This window comes from Sphingobium yanoikuyae, assembly GCF_034424525.1.
GTDB classification, from domain to species: domain Bacteria; phylum Pseudomonadota; class Alphaproteobacteria; order Sphingomonadales; family Sphingomonadaceae; genus Sphingobium; species Sphingobium yanoikuyae.
The window spans coordinates 1,374,274-1,389,482 of the sequence record NZ_CP139979.1 but is presented as its reverse complement, the minus strand read 5'-3'; the positions used below and the strand labels follow the sequence as shown (position 1 = coordinate 1,389,482).

Here is a 15,209-nt window from a genome sequence, read left to right as displayed (position 1 = left end):
CGATGGCAGCATCGCCTGCTAAGGGAAGCGCCATGACCGCCACCGCCGATCTTGCCATCCGCCTGCGCCGCGCCAGCTTCAACCGGGCGCTCGCCGATGCCGACCTTGCCGCCATCGGCCCGATCCTGGCACAGGATGTCGTGATGGTGACCGGCACCGACAGCGGCGTCATCGCCGGGCGCAAGGCGCAGCTGATGGCCTGGAAGCGCGAATTTGCCGCGCCCGATCGCAGCATCTACACCCGCACGCCCGACACGATCCTGGTCTCGCCCGTCGAACCGATCGCTTTCGAACATGGCCAGTGGCAGGGCGTCGCCGCCGCGTCCGGCATCCTCATCGCCTCGGGCGCCTACACCGCCAAATGGCGGCAGCTTGACAGCGAGTGGCTGATCGAGGCGGAACTTTACCTGACCCTCGCCTGAAAAGTCTGCGGCCTCCCTCGGCAAGACGAGCCGCCACGCTCTTCGTGCAATAGTTAATAAAATATTGCCGCGCCGGTCCGACAGGACTATGGCGCGCCCACCCTGTCCTTGGCGCTCCGGCGCCGGAGTCGGGGCCGACAATCCAGAGAGCGGAAGGGGGGACTTCGCCACGCGTCACGCGATCCATTGTGACGACATGCGAAGACTTGGCGTTATCTATTATGAAAAAGACCGGTTTCATGATTTCGGCGTCGCTGGCGCTGCTGGCTGCCGCCCCCGCTCATGCCTCCCCCGTCACCGGCACCGACGCGCTGCGCGAATGGAATCTGATCGTCCTGGGCGACCTCAGTTCCTCTTCCGAAGTGGAGGGCCGCACCTTCGTTGGCGGCGACCTCACCGGCACCTCCTCCAGCTACCAGATCAGCACCCCCGCCACCTCCACGACCGGCCAGGCGGGCCTCACCGTGGTCGGCAATGTCACCGGCGGCATCAAGAATTTGAACAACGGGTCGGGCGCGCTGGTCGGCGGCAATGTCGAAAGCGGCTTCAACCTCAATGGCGCGGCCCAGACGGTGAAGGTCGGCGGCACCATCAGCAACACCAATATCAACCAGAACAGCGTCCAGTCCGGACTGGCCACGTCGGACCCCGGCTTCGCATCCAGCCTGGCGACGCAGGGCACGGTGCTGGCCGGCAGCATGAAACAATTGTCGACCAACCTGTCGGGCCTGGCCGCCAACAGCGACATGGTGATCAGCGGCAATCGCGCCACCTTCAACGCCAGCCCCGACGCCAACGGCCTGGCCGTCTTCTCGATCAGCGCCGCCGACCTCGACAAGGTGGGCGAGATCGCCTTCAACCTGAACGGCGCCGACACCGCGATCGTCAATGTCAGCGGCAGCGCGGTCAGCCTCAACGACAATTTCCTGGGCGGTACCGCCAATCTGGGCGAACATGTGATCTGGAATTTCGGCGACGCCCAGTCGCTCGACCTCACCAACAGCTGGGGCGGATCGCTGCTGGCGCCCTGGGCCGATGCGACCACCGCCAATTACATTCAGGGATCGGCCGTGTTCGGCAACCTGACCCAGAATGGCGAGATGCATCTGGGCACCTATACTGGCGGCTATACCCCACCGATCGATCCGCCGACCGGCAACAGCTCGGGCGGCACGCCGGTGCCCGAAGCGCCGGGCTGGACCCTGTTCCTGCTCGGCATTGCCGGCGTGCTGCTGGGTCGCCGCCTGATCCGCAAGACCGCCTGAACCGCCCTTTACCGTGCTTTTCCGTCCCTTCACCCTCGGCCAGACGCGGGAAACGGACGGACTGGCGCAGCGCCCTTCTGATCGCCGCCGGGCGGCGGCACAGGGAGCCATTGTTTCACAATCTTTGCAGATCGCCGCTTTCCCATGAAAATGCCCCGCTTCTTCTCCTCGACCGCCTGCGACATGGCGATCGATCTTGGCACCGTGAATACCGTCATCCACGCCCGCGACCGGGGCATCGTGCTGAACGAACCCTCCGTCATCGCGATCGAGACCATTCGCGGCATCCGCAAGGTCAAGGTGGTGGGCAATGAAGCCAAGCTGATGATGGGCAAGACCCCGGCCAATATCCAGGCGATCCGCCCGCTGCGCGACGGCGTGATCGCCGACATCGATGTCGCCGAACAGATGATCAAGCATTTCGTCGAAAAGGCGCAGGATGGCGGGCGTTTCGGCCGTCGCTATGATGTGGTGATCTGCGTGCCGACCGGCTCCACCATGGTCGAGCGCCGGGCGCTGCGCGATGCGGCTTCCAACGCCGGCGCGGCGCGGGTGCAGTTGATCGAGGAGCCGATGGCAGCGGCGATCGGCGCCGGCCTGCCCGTCACCGAACCGCGCGGCGCGATGGTGGTCGATATCGGCGGCGGCACGACCGAAGTGGCCGTGCTGTCGCTCAACGGCATCGCCTACAGCAATTCGGCGCGCGTCGGCGGCGACAAGCTGGACGACGCGATCGCCTCGCACATCCGCCGCGTCCACAACCTGATGATCGGCGAAGCCACCGCCGAGCGCGTCAAATGCGCGATCGGCTGCGCCACCCCGCCCGATGGCGAGGGCGAGCGGATCATCGTCAAGGGGCGCGACCTGGTAAATGGTCGCCCTGCCGAAATGACCATCAGCGAAGCGGAAATCTGCGACGCCCTGTCCGAGCCGGTCGGCCAGATCGTGATGGCGGTGATGACCGCGCTGGAGCAGACCGCGCCCGAATTGTCGTCCGACATCATCGACGAGGGCATCACCCTGACCGGCGGCGGCGCGCTGCTGCGCCGGCTGGACGAGGCGCTGTCCGAAGCCACGGGCCTGCCCGTGCGGATCGCCGACACGCCGCTGATGTGCGTCGCCATGGGTGCCGGCAAGGCGCTGGAAGATCGCGCCTATGAAGGCGTGCTGACCATGTCCTGACCGGCGCGCACCGCCCCGACGATGGTTGGCGGGCATCGCTTGCCCGCCCCGCCACATCGGCGCTTGCCAGCACCGCCAAATGCCGCCAAGCAAAGCCCCGGATAAAAGAGGATGAGCGGGCGGATGAGCTATTATGACGTTCTGATCGTGGGGGCCGGCCATGCCGGCGCGCAGGCGGCTATCTCGCTGCGGCAACACGGTTTCGAAGGCTCGGTCGGCATGATCGGAGACGAGAAGGATCCGCCCTATGAGCGCCCGCCTTTGTCCAAGGAATATTTCGCCGGCGACAAGAGCTTCGACCGCATCCTGATCCGCCCCGCCGCCTTCTGGGACGAGCGCAAGATCGACATGTTTCTGGGCAAGCGGGTCAGGAGCGTCGATCCGGTCGGCAAGTTCGTCACCGTCGGCGACGAGGAAATCGGCTATGACAAGCTGATCTGGTGTACCGGCGGCAGCCCCCGGATGCTCACCTGCAGCGGCGCCGAAGCCGCCAATGTCCATGCCGTGCGCCGCCGCGACGATGTCGACGCGATGATGGCGAAGATCGACAGCGTGAACCATGTCACCATCATCGGCGGCGGCTATATCGGGCTGGAGGCGGCCGCCGTCCTTTCCAAGTTCGGCAAGACCGTGGTGCTGCTCGAAGCGCTCGATCGGGTGCTGGCCCGCGTCGCGGGTGAGGATCTCTCGCGCTTCTATGAGGCGGAGCATCGCGCCCATGGCGTCGACCTGCGCACCGGCGCGAAGATGGACTGTATCGCGGTCGAGGATGGCCGGGCGACGGCAGTGCTGATGCAGGATGGCGAGCGGATCGCAACCGACATGGTGATCGTGGGCATCGGCATCGTGCCCGAAACCGGCCCGCTGATCGCGGCCGGCGCGGCCGGCGGCAATGGCGTCGATGTCGACGAATATTGCCGCACCTCGCTGCCCGACATCTATGCCGTGGGCGATTGCGCATCGCACGCCAACCGCTTTGCCGGCGGCGCGCAGATGCGCCTCGAATCCGTCCAGAACGCCAATGACCAGGCCAAGACCGCCGTGGCCCACATCCTCGGCAAGGAAGAGGCCTATGACGCCGTCCCCTGGTTCTGGTCGAACCAATATGATCTCAAGCTCCAGACGGTGGGCCTCTCGACCGGCTTCGACCAGACCGTGCTGCGCGGCGATCCAGCCACCCGCAGCTTCTCGGTCGTCTATCTGAAGGGCGGCAAGCTGATCGCGCTCGACTGCGTCAATGCGGTCAAGGACTATGTCCAGGGCCGCGCCCATGTGCTGTCGGGCGCGCATCTCGACCCGGCGCAACTGGCCGATGCCGGCATTCCGCTCAAGGAAGTGGGCCTCGCCTGATCGGTCGGCGACGACGCGACAATCGGATTTTCCTACGAAGTTCACAGTGTCGTCGCCCCGTTTTGCGCCATTTTCCCGGCATAGGGTCATCGGAAAGCGGCGGCGGCGCGACAATCGCGCGCCTGTGAAGCGACACCGACGCGCCAGCGAAGCGACGATCAGGCGACCATGACGCGACGGGCTTGTCGCGGCAGGGCGCTGCGGCAAGGTCCATATGGGGGCGATGGGAGAGGCCAATTCCATCCCACAGGGTGGACCAGAAAAATGCCGAGTAGGAAAGGCAAGCGGGAAACCGGCCGCTTAACGCGCTCGATAATCGGAATCTCCTTTTTTCTGAACCCGTCGCTCCTTTGAGCGGCAAGTCGAAAGTCGGATAACCCGATCGGACGAATGCTGATCTAGGCTCGTCCTTGATCCAAAAATACTCGCACCGCATGAAAGGCGCAGGGAACATCTTCCCAAAAACCCGATGGCTTGCGTGGGAACCTATCACGAATGTTAGCAAGAACCGGCGCGGCGTCTGGCGCAGCCAATCGCAGCAGCCAGCGGTCTAGCTGCACCCCGGCTCGCGCCGCGCCACAGAGAACGCTCTCGGCATCCCAACCGATCCAACCTTCATCTGCTTCTGCAAGATCGCTCGCCAGCGCCAGTTCAAACCACGCTCCGACGAACATTTCGATCACAGCTTTTTCATGCGGTGGCCAGGAGTCCCATCCCGCGAGCGACAGCTTGCCCAGCACGATCTCGGGATTGTTGGCATTCGCTGGATCAGACACTGACACGTCCAGAATGCGCGGCAGCAGATAGCGAAAGTCCTGCTCGTCACCAACCGTCAGGAACGCACCCGAAACATAGCGCCAGAGAGCCATGCCGCTGATTTCACGCAATGGGGTAGCGAGCAAGACATCTGTGCCACGCGTATCGATACAGCAAGGGCAGCCTTCGATCCTCGACGGCGCCGGCATCTCGAAAGCACGATAGACGGCATCCAGCGCCTCGCTGGCGCGGACCGTCGCTTGAGCTAATACGCCCTTGTTCATGAGGCCAGAATGACCGGCAAACGGGCGCGATGCGAGCAGAATCTGACGTTGCCCACTCCCCTCCCTTTCAGGGAGGGGCCGGGGGTGGGTGCGCCGTATAGCGGCGGCCTACGGTCGATCGGGCAGAAGCTCGCTGCGCTCGCCACCCACCCCAACCCCTCCCTGAAAGGGAGGGGCTATCTGTCGTCCCCATTCTGCCGTCGCTACCCCCGAAACCGGGTCTCGCTTGCCAGTTCCCATGGTCCGCCGCGATAGTGCCAGGCGGCCAGGCCCGCGATTGCGATCGGGCGGGGATGGAAATCGGCGCGCAATCGGTCGGCCAGCGCCCGCGCGACCCTGGGCTCCTCCTTGTTCTGCACGGTCAGATGCGGGCGAAAGCCGGCCTGGTCCTGCGGCGTCAGCAGCCCGGTGAAGGCGTCCGCCAATTCGCCACGCAACGTCGCCAGATCGGGACTGTCGATGCGATAGGCGACCCCCAGCCCGAATAGCAGCACATCGCCCAGCCGCGCCCGTGGCGCCGGGCCGGCGCATATCTGCTTCATCCGCGTCCTGAGTTCCGGCAGCAGCGAAGGCGGCAGATGATGGAACAGGGTGACATGCGCCGGCACCTGATTGCGTTCGGGCGGAAAATGCGCACGGCGCAAGCCATCCGCCCAGGCGAAATCGGCAGCGCCCAGCAGCGCGGTGACGATGATCGGATCAGCCAGGACCGCCTCCCTGCAACGCGATGGCGGACTTTCGCCCGGCCGGGACAGGCTATATGATGACAGATGCCGCGCCCGGCAAGCAGGCGCGGACCAGGAGGGGAAGCATCATGCGCGCACCGGCATCCTTCGTCATCATCGCCGTCATCCTGCTGCTATGGAACCTGATGGGCGTCGCCGCCTTCGTCATGCAATATGGCGCCGATCTTGGCGAACTCGCCAGAACCGATCCCGACACCGCCCGCGCCTTCGCCCAGATGCCCGGCTGGGCCTGGGCCGTCTATGCGGTGGCTGTGGGCGCCGGCACGCTGGGCGCGATCGCGCTGCTGCTGCGCCGCCGCGTCGCGGTGCCGCTGTTCCTGCTCTCGCTGCTCGCGGTGATCGTCCAGTTCGGACACACGTTCCTTGGCACCGACCTGCTGGCGGTGAAGGGCGCGGGCGCGGCGATCTTCCCGGCCGTCATCATCCTGATCGGCATCGGCCAGTGGCTCTACGCCCGCAGTCAGGCGACCAAGGGTCTGCTGCGCTGATCGGCGCCGATCAGGCCGCGCTCTGCAATATCTCCTGGCCGATCATGTCCACGTCGAACGGCGCGGTCTGGTAGAGGTCGTTGATCCAGTTGCCGAACAACAGATGGGCATGGCTGCGCCAGCGATTTTCCGGCGGCCGGGTCGGGTCGTCGTCGGGGAAATAATGGGCCGGCATCTGGCGGCCGCCGTCGCGCGCATATTCGTCACCCAGCGTGCGCGTGTCATATTCGACATGGTTGAACATGTGCAGGAAGCCATGGCGCGGATCATGGACCAGGCAGGGCCCGGTCTCCGCGCTATCCGCCAGCAGTTGCAGCCCGCGATCGACCGGCAGCGACTCCCGCCGCACTTCCGACCAGCGCGACACGGGGATCGAGAAATCGTCCGAAAAACCCCGCAGATAGGGCGAGGCCGGAGCATGGTTGCGATGGCGGAACACGCCGAACGCCTTGCGCTCCAGCGCGTGCTTCTCGACCCCGTGGAAATGATGGAGCGCCGCCTGCGCCGCCCAGCAGATGCTGAGCGAACGATGCACATGGGTCTGGGTCCAGTCGAAGATCGCGCGCAGTTCCTGCCAGTAGCTCACCTCCTCGAACGGCAGATGCTCGACCGGCGCGCCGGTGATCAGGAAGCCATCGAACCGCTCGTCGCGCACATCGGTCCAGGCGCGATAGAAGGACTGCATATGATCGGCGGAGGTGTTGCGCGACACATGGTCGCTGATCCGCACCAGCGTCAGTTCCACCTGCAACGGCGAGGCGCCGAGCAGCCGGGCGAGCTGCGTCTCGGTATCGATCTTGTTGGGCATCAGGTTCAGCAGCGCGATCCGCAGCGGGCGGATATCCTGCCGCACCGCGTCCGCCTCGCCCATCACGGCAACGCCTTCGGCTTCCAGCGTGCGGCGGGCGGGCAGGTCGTCGGCAATCTTGATCGGCACGTCTCGTCAGTCCTTCCTGGTGGGGCGACGATCGGTGGCTGAGGTCCGCTTTGTTGCCGGATCGGCCACATCCTCCCGGATCGGGAGTGCCACCTTGCCCGGAACGGCAGGTTGGCGTTGGGCGTCGCCCCAACTCTTGATGCTGCACTATCCCTAGCGCGCGCCGGGCCATGTGGCAAGCCCGGCTATATATCGGCCAAGCCGGGCTTTACAGCTCGCCCCGCGCGCGGCGGATCTCGAACCATTTGCGCACATTCTCATTATGCTGCTGATAGGTATCGGCAAAGATATGGCCGCCCTTCCCGTCCGCAACGAAATAGAGCGCATTCGTCTCCGCCGGGTGCAGCACCGCCAGGATCGACAGTCGGCCCGGATTGGCGATCGGCCCCTTGGGCAGGCCGGTCATCGCATAGGTATTGTAATCATTGACGTCGGCGATCTCGGACTTCTTGATCCGGCGGCCGAGGGGCTTGCCCCTGGTGATCGGATAGATGATCGTCGGGTCGGCCTGCAGCATCATGTTCTTGCGCAGACGGTTGCTGTAGACGCCGGCAACCATCGGCCGCTCCTTGGCAATCGCGGTTTCCTTCTCGACGATTGAGGCGAGGATGATCGCCTCCTGGGGCGACTTGGCGATCGTGTTGGGGGCGCGTTCGGCCCAAAGCTTGGCCAGCGCCTTGTCCATCGCCGCCTGCATCCGCTTGAGCACCGCGGCGCGCGGCTCGCCCTTGTCGAAGGCATAGCTGTCGGGGAGCACGCTGCCTTCCTGCGGCACCGCGACATCGCCGGTCAGCTCGTCATTGGCCATCAGCCGTTCCTGCACCAGGATCGACGGCATGCCTTCGGGGATGGTGACCAGCCGGGTCAGCGTCTTGCCGCCCTGCAGGATCGACAATATCTCGCGGTTGCTGGCGCCCTTGGGCACCACGAACTCGCCGGCCTTGATCGGCTTGGCGCCGCCAAAGACCTTGGCGCGGGTCAGGAAGGCATCGGCCGAACGCACCGCGCCGGCCGATTTCAGCAGCACCGCGGCATCGGACAGGGTCGATCCCTCTGGCACAACGATGCTGGTATCCTGGGTGGCCGGCCCCGTCTCGGTCCAGCCATGGACGAAGCGGAAACCGACAAAGGCGACAACGGCCAGGCCGATCAGAAGGATGATGCAGCCCAGTCGCCGCACCGGATTTGCGCCGGATCGTCTTGCCATCATCCCAACTGCCCGACCCAAATAATGCCCAACCGGCTATGGCTTACATGATCCTCCCCTTTGCAGGGGAGGATCAGGCGTATCAGATCGCCTTCATGATGAGCGAGGCGTTGGTGCCGCCGAAGCCGAACGAGTTGTTCAGCACCGCGCGCACCTTGCGTTCCTTGGCGACGTGCGGGACCAGGTCCACGCCCTTGCAGCTTTCGCTCGGCTCGTCGAGGTTGAGCGTCGGCGGCACGATCTGGTCACGCATGGCGAGGATGCAGAAGATGCTCTCCACCGCGCCCGCGCCGCCCAGCAGGTGGCCGATCGCCGACTTGGTCGACGACATCGACATGCTGCCCAGATGATCGCCGAACAGACGCTTGACCGCGCCCAGTTCCAGTTCGTCGCCCAGCGGGGTCGAGGTGCCATGCGCATTCACATAGTCGATATCTTCCAGGCTGAGGCCCGAACGCTTGAGCGCCATCTGCATCGAACGGAAACCGCCATTGCCTTCCGGGTGCGGCGCGGTGACATGATAGGCGTCGCCGGTCAGGCCATAACCGATGACTTCGGCATAGATTTTCGCGCCGCGCGCCTTGGCCCGCTCATATTCCTCCAGCACGACCACGCCCGCGCCTTCGCCCATGACGAAGCCGTCACGGTTGACGTCATAGGGACGCGACGCCTTTTCCGGCGTGTCGTTGAAGCCGGTCGAGAGCGCACGCGCCTGGGCGAAACCGGCGATGCCGATCGGGCAGATCGCGCTTTCCGCGCCACCCGCCAGCATGACGTCGGCATCGTCCATGGCGATCATGCGCGCGGCGTCGCCAATCGAATGGGCGCCGGTCGAGCAAGCGGTGACGACGGCATGGTTCGGACCCATCAGGCCGTATTTGATCGAGACCTGGCCCGAGATCAGATTGATCAGGCGGCCATGGACGAAGTGCGGCGAAACGCGGTTGGGGCCCTTGTTGGCCAGCACCAGCGATTCGCTTTCGATGCCCGGCAGGCCACCGATGCCCGAACCGATCGAGCAGCCGGCGCGCAGGCGCTCTTCTTCCGACATATTGTCCAGGCCCGCGTCGCGCAGCGCCTGGCTGGCGGCGGAAATGCCGTAGACGATGAACGGATCAACCTGGCGCTGGATCTTGTGGTCGACGTCCAGCGAGGCGTCATAGCCATATTCATGATCCGCCGGCTTCACTTCGCAGGCGATGCGGCACTTGTAATCGGTGGCATCGAAGCGGGTGATCGTCGCCGCGCCGGATTTCGACGCGATGATGTTCTTCCAGGTGGTTTCGACATCCCCGCCAAGCGGGCTTACCATGCCAAGGCCGGTTACGACGACGCGACGCATATGCTTGCTCCGAAATTCCAATTTTTGGTTCCGTGCCGCTCATCTAGGCGTTCCACACGCACTTGTGAACGGCAGGCCAGATACGAAAAGGCTCCCCAAGCTCCGGGATCACCGGACAGGAGGAGCCAATCCTTGTGCAAGGAGGGCGGCCCGCCACGGGGGGCAGGCCGCGAAGCCCTTAGGCCTTGCTGTCGATATAGTCGATCGCGTCCTTGACGGTGGCGATCTTCTCAGCCGCATCGTCCGGGATTTCGACGCCGAATTCTTCTTCGAACGCCATCACCAGTTCAACGATGTCCAGGCTGTCTGCGCCCAGATCGTCGATGAAGCTGGCGTCCTCGGTCACCTTCTCGGCTTCGACGCCCAGATGCTCGACGACGATTTTCTTTACGCGATCCGCGGTCTCACTCATGAGTGGTCCTTCTTACTGGGTATCGTTGGTGGTTCTGAATAACCGTTAAGGCATTGCCCTAGTGCCAAGCCCCGATAGAGGCAAGAGGGAAGGCCGCCAAGCCCCAACATTGGGGCAGGAGGCATTTTCCGGCAACAAAAGCCGCCGAATCGATTAATCTTACCGCCTGTTTACCAAAATTTCAGCGGCTTGTGACAGCCCTTGGGCCATGATCGAGAGATTCTGCCCCGACCGGTTCATTACATCCGCCCGCATCCGGATGGCCGCCACGCTGATGCTGGCCGCCACGATCATCGGCCTGCTGGCGATCCTGCTGACCGCCCATGGCACGGTCGATGCGCTGGGCCGCCCGGTCGGCACCGATTTCTCCAACGTCTACAGCGCAGGCTGGATGGCCGACCATGGCCGGGCACCCGACGCCTGGGACTGGCCCGCCGAACATGCGATGCAGAAGGCGATTCACAAGGATCCCAATACCCCGCTCTATGGCTGGCATTATCCCCCGCCCTTCCTGATCATCGCGACTCTGCTGGCGCAATTTCCCTATCTGACCGCCCTCTTCATCTGGCAGGGGCTGTCGCTGGCGCTGGCGCTGCTGGTCTTCCACCGGATTCTGCCGGGGCGCGAGGCGATGCTCGCCGCAGTTGGCGCGCCGGTGGTGATGGTGTGCCTGGGGCATGGCCAGAATGCGTTCATGACCGCCAGCCTGATGGCGGGCGGCATGCTGCTGCTGGACCGGCGCCCCTGGGTCGCGGGCATTTTGCTGGGCTGCCTGGTCTACAAGCCGCAATTTGCCGTGCTGATCCCGATCGTGATCGCAATGAAGGGCAATTGGCGCGCCTTCCTGGCAGCCGGCCTGACGGTGGTGGCGCTCTGCCTGCTGACCTGGGCGATCTGGGGCTGGGGCGTCTGGGCCGCGTTCATCGATTCGCTACCGCTGACCCGCCATCTCGTGATCGAACTGGGATCGACCGGCTGGGCCAAGATCCAGAGCCCCTTTTCCGCCATCCGTCATTGGGGCGGCAGCATAGCACTGGCCTATATGGTGCAGGCAGTCATCACTGCCGCCGCCATCGCCGCCGCCGCGCTCGCCGCCTGGCGCGGATCGCTGGAAGTGCGCGGCAGCGCCACCCTGACCGCTGCCCTGCTTTGCACACCCTATGTGCTGGACTATGACTATGTGCTGCTGGGCGGCGCGATCGCCTTCCATGTCGCCGACATGCGCCGACGCGGCAGCCTGCCCTGGGAACCGACGATCCTGGCCCTTGCCTGGTTTGCGCCGCTGTTCGGCCGCAGCGTGGCCGACCTCACCACCATTCCGCTCAACCTGATCGCGGTGATGGCGATGCTGGCGCTCGCGGTACGCCGCGTGATCGTGCTGGACGATATGCCCGACTGGTTCCTGCGCCTGTTTCCCCTGCGCCGTCCAATCGCAGGATGACGGACGGGCCGGCGAACCGGCCCGCCTCTTGTCATCAGATCATCGCCATGCCGCCGTTGACGTGCAGGGTCTGGCCGTTGACATAGCCTGCTTCCTTGCTCGCCAGATAGGCGACTGCCGCGCCGATATCGTCGCCATCGCCCAGATCGCCGGCCGGGATCTTGGCCAGGATCGTGCCCTTCTGCGCATCGTTCAGCGCATCGGTCATGGCCGACCGGATGAAGCCGGGCGCAACGCAGTTCACGGTGATGCCGCGGCTCGCCAGTTCCTGGCCCAGCGACTTCGACATGCCGATGATGCCGGCCTTCGACGCGCAATAGTTGGACTGGCCCGGATTGCCGGTGACACCGACGACCGAGGTGATCGAAATGATGCGGCCAAAGCGCGCCTTCATCATCGGCTTGGCGGCGGCGCGGCACAGGCGGAAGGCGGCTTCCAGATTGACCGCGATCACCTGCGACCATTCCTCGTCCTTCATGCGCAGGATCAGATTGTCGCGGGTGATGCCGGCATTGTTGACCAGGATGTCGATCTTGCCGCCCAGCGCTTCCACCGCCTGCGGCACCAGCGCGTCGACAGCGGCCGGATCAGACAGATTGCAGACCAGGGTCTTGTGGTCGCCGCCCAGTTCGGCCGCAAAGGCCTTGAGCTTTTCCTCATTGCTGCCCGACAGCGCCAGCGTGGCGCCCTGCGCGGCCAGCGCCTTGGCGATGGAAGAGCCGATGCCCCCCGAAGCGCCAGTCACCAGCGCGGTCATTCCCGTCAGATCGAACATAAATTTTCACCCAATCGTTAAACTTTTAAATCGATTCTCATGCTCACAGGCGTCAGTCGCGAGAAGTTACGAACCTTGGAATGCTCGTTCCAAAGCCATGACTGAGCCCCGCCTATACAGCCACAAGCGCAGGTTTTCTTCGCTTGCGTTATTCCCTGTTATCTTTGCCTCTTTGATCATCGGAGTGAACTCACGAAACGCGCCTTCCTCAGGCGGAGGCGTTTCGGCGTTGGCAACAACGGCATCGACATCGCCTTTGAACAGGGAAATCAACCTATCTGCTCTCGGTGCCAACGCGACGTTCAATCGAGCCTCTTCGTCCGCACTATAATCGTTGAAACGCTCCAATGCCTTCCATTGAATTTGCAACCACCGATGATGGGCAGCAAGACGTAGGGCTTTCTCCGACCAACCATAAAGATAGCCACAGGATTGCGCTCGCGCGTTAAGGACGGCATCCAACGCAGCGCTTCTGCGATTGTCGCCACGCTCAGCATTGTAATGGCGATCCAGAATGCCTTGCTCAGCCTCACCCAATGGCAAACTCATGCAATCCAAGTGCTCGGCAGCAAGTGCTGGCGTTCCGCCTGTGATCAAAATCGCCGTTACCACCCATTTCAGCACAAACCGTTCCCCCTTTACTCGCCCCCGACATTCGCAACTAGCTCGCGTCAGTCTCCCTTGAAGTGCGGCGGCCGGCGGTCGAAGAAGGCGGTGATCGCCTCGTCATGATCCGCGGTCGCGTGGGCCAGCGCCTGCATGGCGCCCGCCATTTCCAAAATTTGCGAAAGTTCGGCCGTCTGCGCCGCGCGCAGCAGCCGCTTGGTCATCCGTGTCGCGTGCGGCGGATTGGCGGCGATGGCGTCGGCCTGCGCCCGTGCCACCGTCATCAACTCCGCGTCGGGCACCACATCGCCGACCAGCCCGATCCGCAGTGCCTCGCCCGCGTCGATCGTCTCGCCGGTCAGCGAGAGTTGCGACGCCTTGGAAAAGCCGATGATGCGCGGCAGCAGCCAGGCCCCGCCATCGCCGGAGACGAGGCCAAGCTTCACGAAGCTTTCGGCAAAGCGCGCACTTTGCCCCGCGATGCGCAGGTCGCACATGCAGGCCAGGTCCAGCCCCGCGCCGATCGCCGGGCCATTGACCGCCGCGATCACCGGCAGCTCGATCGCCTGGAACAGCAGAGGCAGGCGCTGGATGCCCGCGCGATAATTGCGCCGCGTCTGCGCCGGCAGGCTGGCGCGCAGCCCGCCGGCGTCCGGTCGCATCGCGTTGAGATCGCCGCCCGAGGAAAAGGCGCTGCCCGCCCCGGTCAGGATCGCGACATGGATGCTGGCATCCCGGTCCGCCGCCTCGAACACGTCGCACAGCGCATCCACCATCGCCGGATCGGAGATGGGGTTGCGCCGGTCGGGCAGGTTCAGCGTGACCGTCAGGACGGTCCCGTCACGCTGGGTTAGAACGGGGGGGCTAAGGACCGGGCTCTCGCTCACAGCGCGCCCAGCACGGCCTCGATATCGTCCATCGTCACCACGCTGCGCACGGTGGCGTCGGGGGCGATGCGCTTGACCATCGGGCCGAGCACCTTGCCGCCCAGTTCGACGAAATCGGTGACGCCCGCGTCCCACATCGCGCCGATCGACTCGCGCCAGCGGACGCGGCCGGTGACCTGCTCGACCAGACGGTCACGAATGTCGGTCGGGTCGCTGATCGGCGCGGCCAGCACATTAGCATAGACCGGCAGCAGCGGCGCGTTGATCGTCGCTTTCGCCAGCGCTTCGGCCATCGCATCAGCGGCCGGCTGCATCAGCGGGCAGTGGAAGGGCGCCGACACCGGCAGCAGCACGCCGCGCTTGATGCCATAATCCTTGACCAACGCGACCGCGCGCTCGATCGCGCCCTTGTGGCCGGAAATGACGACCTGGCTGGGATCATTGTCGTTGGCGACAGTGCAGACTTCGCCCTCGGCAGCGGCATCGGCCAGCGCCTGCGCCTTTTCGATGTCGGCACCCAGCAGCGCCGCCATCGCGCCCTCGCCCACCGGCACGGCGGCCTGCATCGCCTGACCGCGCAGCTTGAGCAAGCGGGCGGTGGTGCCAAGGTCGAACGCCTCGACCGCGCAGAGCGCGCTATATTCACCAAGGCTGTGACCGGCGACATAATCGCCCTTGTCGGCCAGGCTGAAGCCGCCTTCCTTCTGCATCACGCGCAGCGTGGCGAGCGCGTTGGCCATGATCGCCGGCTGGGCATTTTCGGTCAGGGTCAGGTCGCTCTCGGGGCCTTCCACCATGATCCGGAACAGATGCTGCGACAAGGCGTCATCGACTTCCTGGAACAGTTCCTTCGCCGCCGGGCTTGCCTCGGCCAGCGCCTTGCCCATGCCGACCGACTGGCTACCCTGGCCTGGGAAAAGAAATGCCCTCATCTTCCATCCTCTGATCTACTGGTGTCTTTCCGGAGAAAAACACGGGAATTCACGCACGTTACACTTTGAGACATATATGGCATTGAGGCGTACATTGCTTTTCGGCACGTAACGACCTGACATACCTGCCCCCTGTCTCTCCGGGGGAATATTGCTGGCCCCTTTAACGACGACGGA

General features: G+C 64.5%; 16 protein-coding genes and 1 riboswitch. Of the genes, 6 read left to right on the top strand and 10 right to left on the bottom strand.

Going from position 1 to position 15,209, the window contains the following annotated elements; all coding sequences use genetic code 11:
* Positions 1 to 32 precede the first annotated feature (32 nt).
* The 4 genes from U0025_RS06450 (at position 33) to U0025_RS06435 (ending at position 4,219) form a co-directional block, all read left to right on the top strand.
* Positions 33 to 422: a DUF4440 domain-containing protein gene (locus tag U0025_RS06450; RefSeq protein ID WP_004212114.1), complete on the top strand. Its 390-nt coding sequence runs from the start codon at positions 33 to 35 to the stop codon at positions 420 to 422.
* A gap of 221 nt (positions 423 to 643) precedes the next feature.
* Positions 644 to 1,687: a choice-of-anchor A family protein gene (locus U0025_RS06445; protein ID WP_004212112.1), complete on the top strand. Its 1,044-nt coding sequence runs from the start codon at positions 644 to 646 to the stop codon at positions 1,685 to 1,687.
* A gap of 144 nt (positions 1,688 to 1,831) precedes the next feature.
* A complete protein-coding gene (locus tag U0025_RS06440; protein WP_004212110.1) occupies positions 1,832 to 2,869 on the top strand; it encodes a rod shape-determining protein in 1,038 nt (345 codons plus the stop codon).
* Positions 2,870 to 2,992: 123 nt separating this feature from the next.
* Positions 2,993 to 4,219, top strand: a complete 1,227-nt coding sequence (locus tag U0025_RS06435; protein ID WP_004212109.1) for an NAD(P)/FAD-dependent oxidoreductase — start codon at positions 2,993 to 2,995, stop codon at positions 4,217 to 4,219.
* A 398-nt stretch (positions 4,220 to 4,617) separates the two neighbouring features.
* Here the strand turns inward: U0025_RS06435 and U0025_RS06430 are convergent, their stop codons facing one another.
* On the bottom strand, positions 4,618 to 5,259 hold the full coding sequence (locus tag U0025_RS06430; RefSeq protein WP_004212107.1) for a hypothetical protein: 642 nt from the start codon (positions 5,257 to 5,259) through the stop codon (positions 4,618 to 4,620).
* A 203-nt stretch (positions 5,260 to 5,462) separates the two neighbouring features.
* Positions 5,463 to 5,966, bottom strand: a complete 504-nt coding sequence (locus U0025_RS06425) for a 2'-5' RNA ligase family protein (protein WP_037491374.1) — start codon at positions 5,964 to 5,966, stop codon at positions 5,463 to 5,465.
* Between the two features lie 107 nt (positions 5,967 to 6,073).
* On the opposite strand from U0025_RS06425, the gene U0025_RS06420 reads away from it, so the two are divergent.
* Positions 6,074 to 6,493 carry a hypothetical protein gene (locus U0025_RS06420; protein WP_004212103.1) on the top strand — a complete coding sequence of 140 codons (420 nt, stop codon included), beginning with the start codon at positions 6,074 to 6,076 and terminating at the stop codon, positions 6,491 to 6,493.
* 10 nt (positions 6,494 to 6,503) lie between these two features.
* Here the strand turns inward: U0025_RS06420 and U0025_RS06415 are convergent, their stop codons facing one another.
* From U0025_RS06415 to U0025_RS06400, 4 genes are all read right to left on the bottom strand, one after another.
* Positions 6,504 to 7,430 (bottom strand): homoserine O-succinyltransferase, encoded by a 927-nt coding sequence (locus U0025_RS06415; protein WP_004212101.1) that lies wholly within the window; start codon positions 7,428 to 7,430, stop codon positions 6,504 to 6,506.
* A 39-nt stretch (positions 7,431 to 7,469) separates the two neighbouring features.
* Positions 7,470 to 7,578, bottom strand: a riboswitch (SAM-I-IV-variant riboswitch).
* A gap of 60 nt (positions 7,579 to 7,638) precedes the next feature.
* Positions 7,639 to 8,610 carry an endolytic transglycosylase MltG gene (gene mltG / locus U0025_RS06410; RefSeq protein WP_037492217.1) on the bottom strand — a complete coding sequence of 324 codons (972 nt, stop codon included), beginning with the start codon at positions 8,608 to 8,610 and terminating at the stop codon, positions 7,639 to 7,641.
* 109 nt (positions 8,611 to 8,719) lie between these two features.
* Positions 8,720 to 9,979 (bottom strand): beta-ketoacyl-ACP synthase II, encoded by a 1,260-nt coding sequence (fabF, locus tag U0025_RS06405; protein WP_004212097.1) that lies wholly within the window; start codon positions 9,977 to 9,979, stop codon positions 8,720 to 8,722.
* Positions 9,980 to 10,157: 178 nt separating this feature from the next.
* Entirely contained in the window at positions 10,158 to 10,391 is a 234-nt protein-coding gene (locus U0025_RS06400) for an acyl carrier protein (RefSeq protein ID WP_004212096.1), read from the bottom strand.
* Positions 10,392 to 10,599: 208 nt separating this feature from the next.
* Here U0025_RS06400 and U0025_RS06395 point away from each other — a divergent pair, with 208 nt between their 5' ends.
* Complete coding sequence (locus tag U0025_RS06395; RefSeq protein ID WP_004212095.1) at positions 10,600 to 11,832, top strand: glycosyltransferase family 87 protein; 1,233 nt, start codon at positions 10,600 to 10,602, stop codon at positions 11,830 to 11,832.
* A 34-nt stretch (positions 11,833 to 11,866) separates the two neighbouring features.
* Here the strand turns inward: U0025_RS06395 and fabG are convergent, their stop codons facing one another.
* The 4 genes from fabG to fabD all read right to left on the bottom strand — a co-directional run bounded on the left by fabG (position 11,867) and on the right by fabD (position 15,032).
* The gene (gene fabG / locus U0025_RS06390) at positions 11,867 to 12,607 is read right to left on the bottom strand and encodes a 3-oxoacyl-[acyl-carrier-protein] reductase (protein ID WP_004212094.1); all 741 of its coding nucleotides are present in this window, start codon (positions 12,605 to 12,607) and stop codon (positions 11,867 to 11,869) included.
* A 66-nt stretch (positions 12,608 to 12,673) separates the two neighbouring features.
* Positions 12,674 to 13,231 (bottom strand): hypothetical protein, encoded by a 558-nt coding sequence (locus U0025_RS06385; RefSeq protein WP_139278713.1) that lies wholly within the window; start codon positions 13,229 to 13,231, stop codon positions 12,674 to 12,676.
* Between the two features lie 47 nt (positions 13,232 to 13,278).
* On the bottom strand, positions 13,279 to 14,100 hold the full coding sequence (locus tag U0025_RS06380; RefSeq protein WP_004212092.1) for a crotonase/enoyl-CoA hydratase family protein: 822 nt from the start codon (positions 14,098 to 14,100) through the stop codon (positions 13,279 to 13,281).
* Complete coding sequence (fabD, locus tag U0025_RS06375) at positions 14,097 to 15,032, bottom strand: ACP S-malonyltransferase (protein ID WP_004212090.1); 936 nt, start codon at positions 15,030 to 15,032, stop codon at positions 14,097 to 14,099. Before fabD ends, U0025_RS06380 begins: the two co-directional genes overlap by 4 nt.
* Between the last annotated feature and the right edge of the window lie 177 nt (positions 15,033 to 15,209).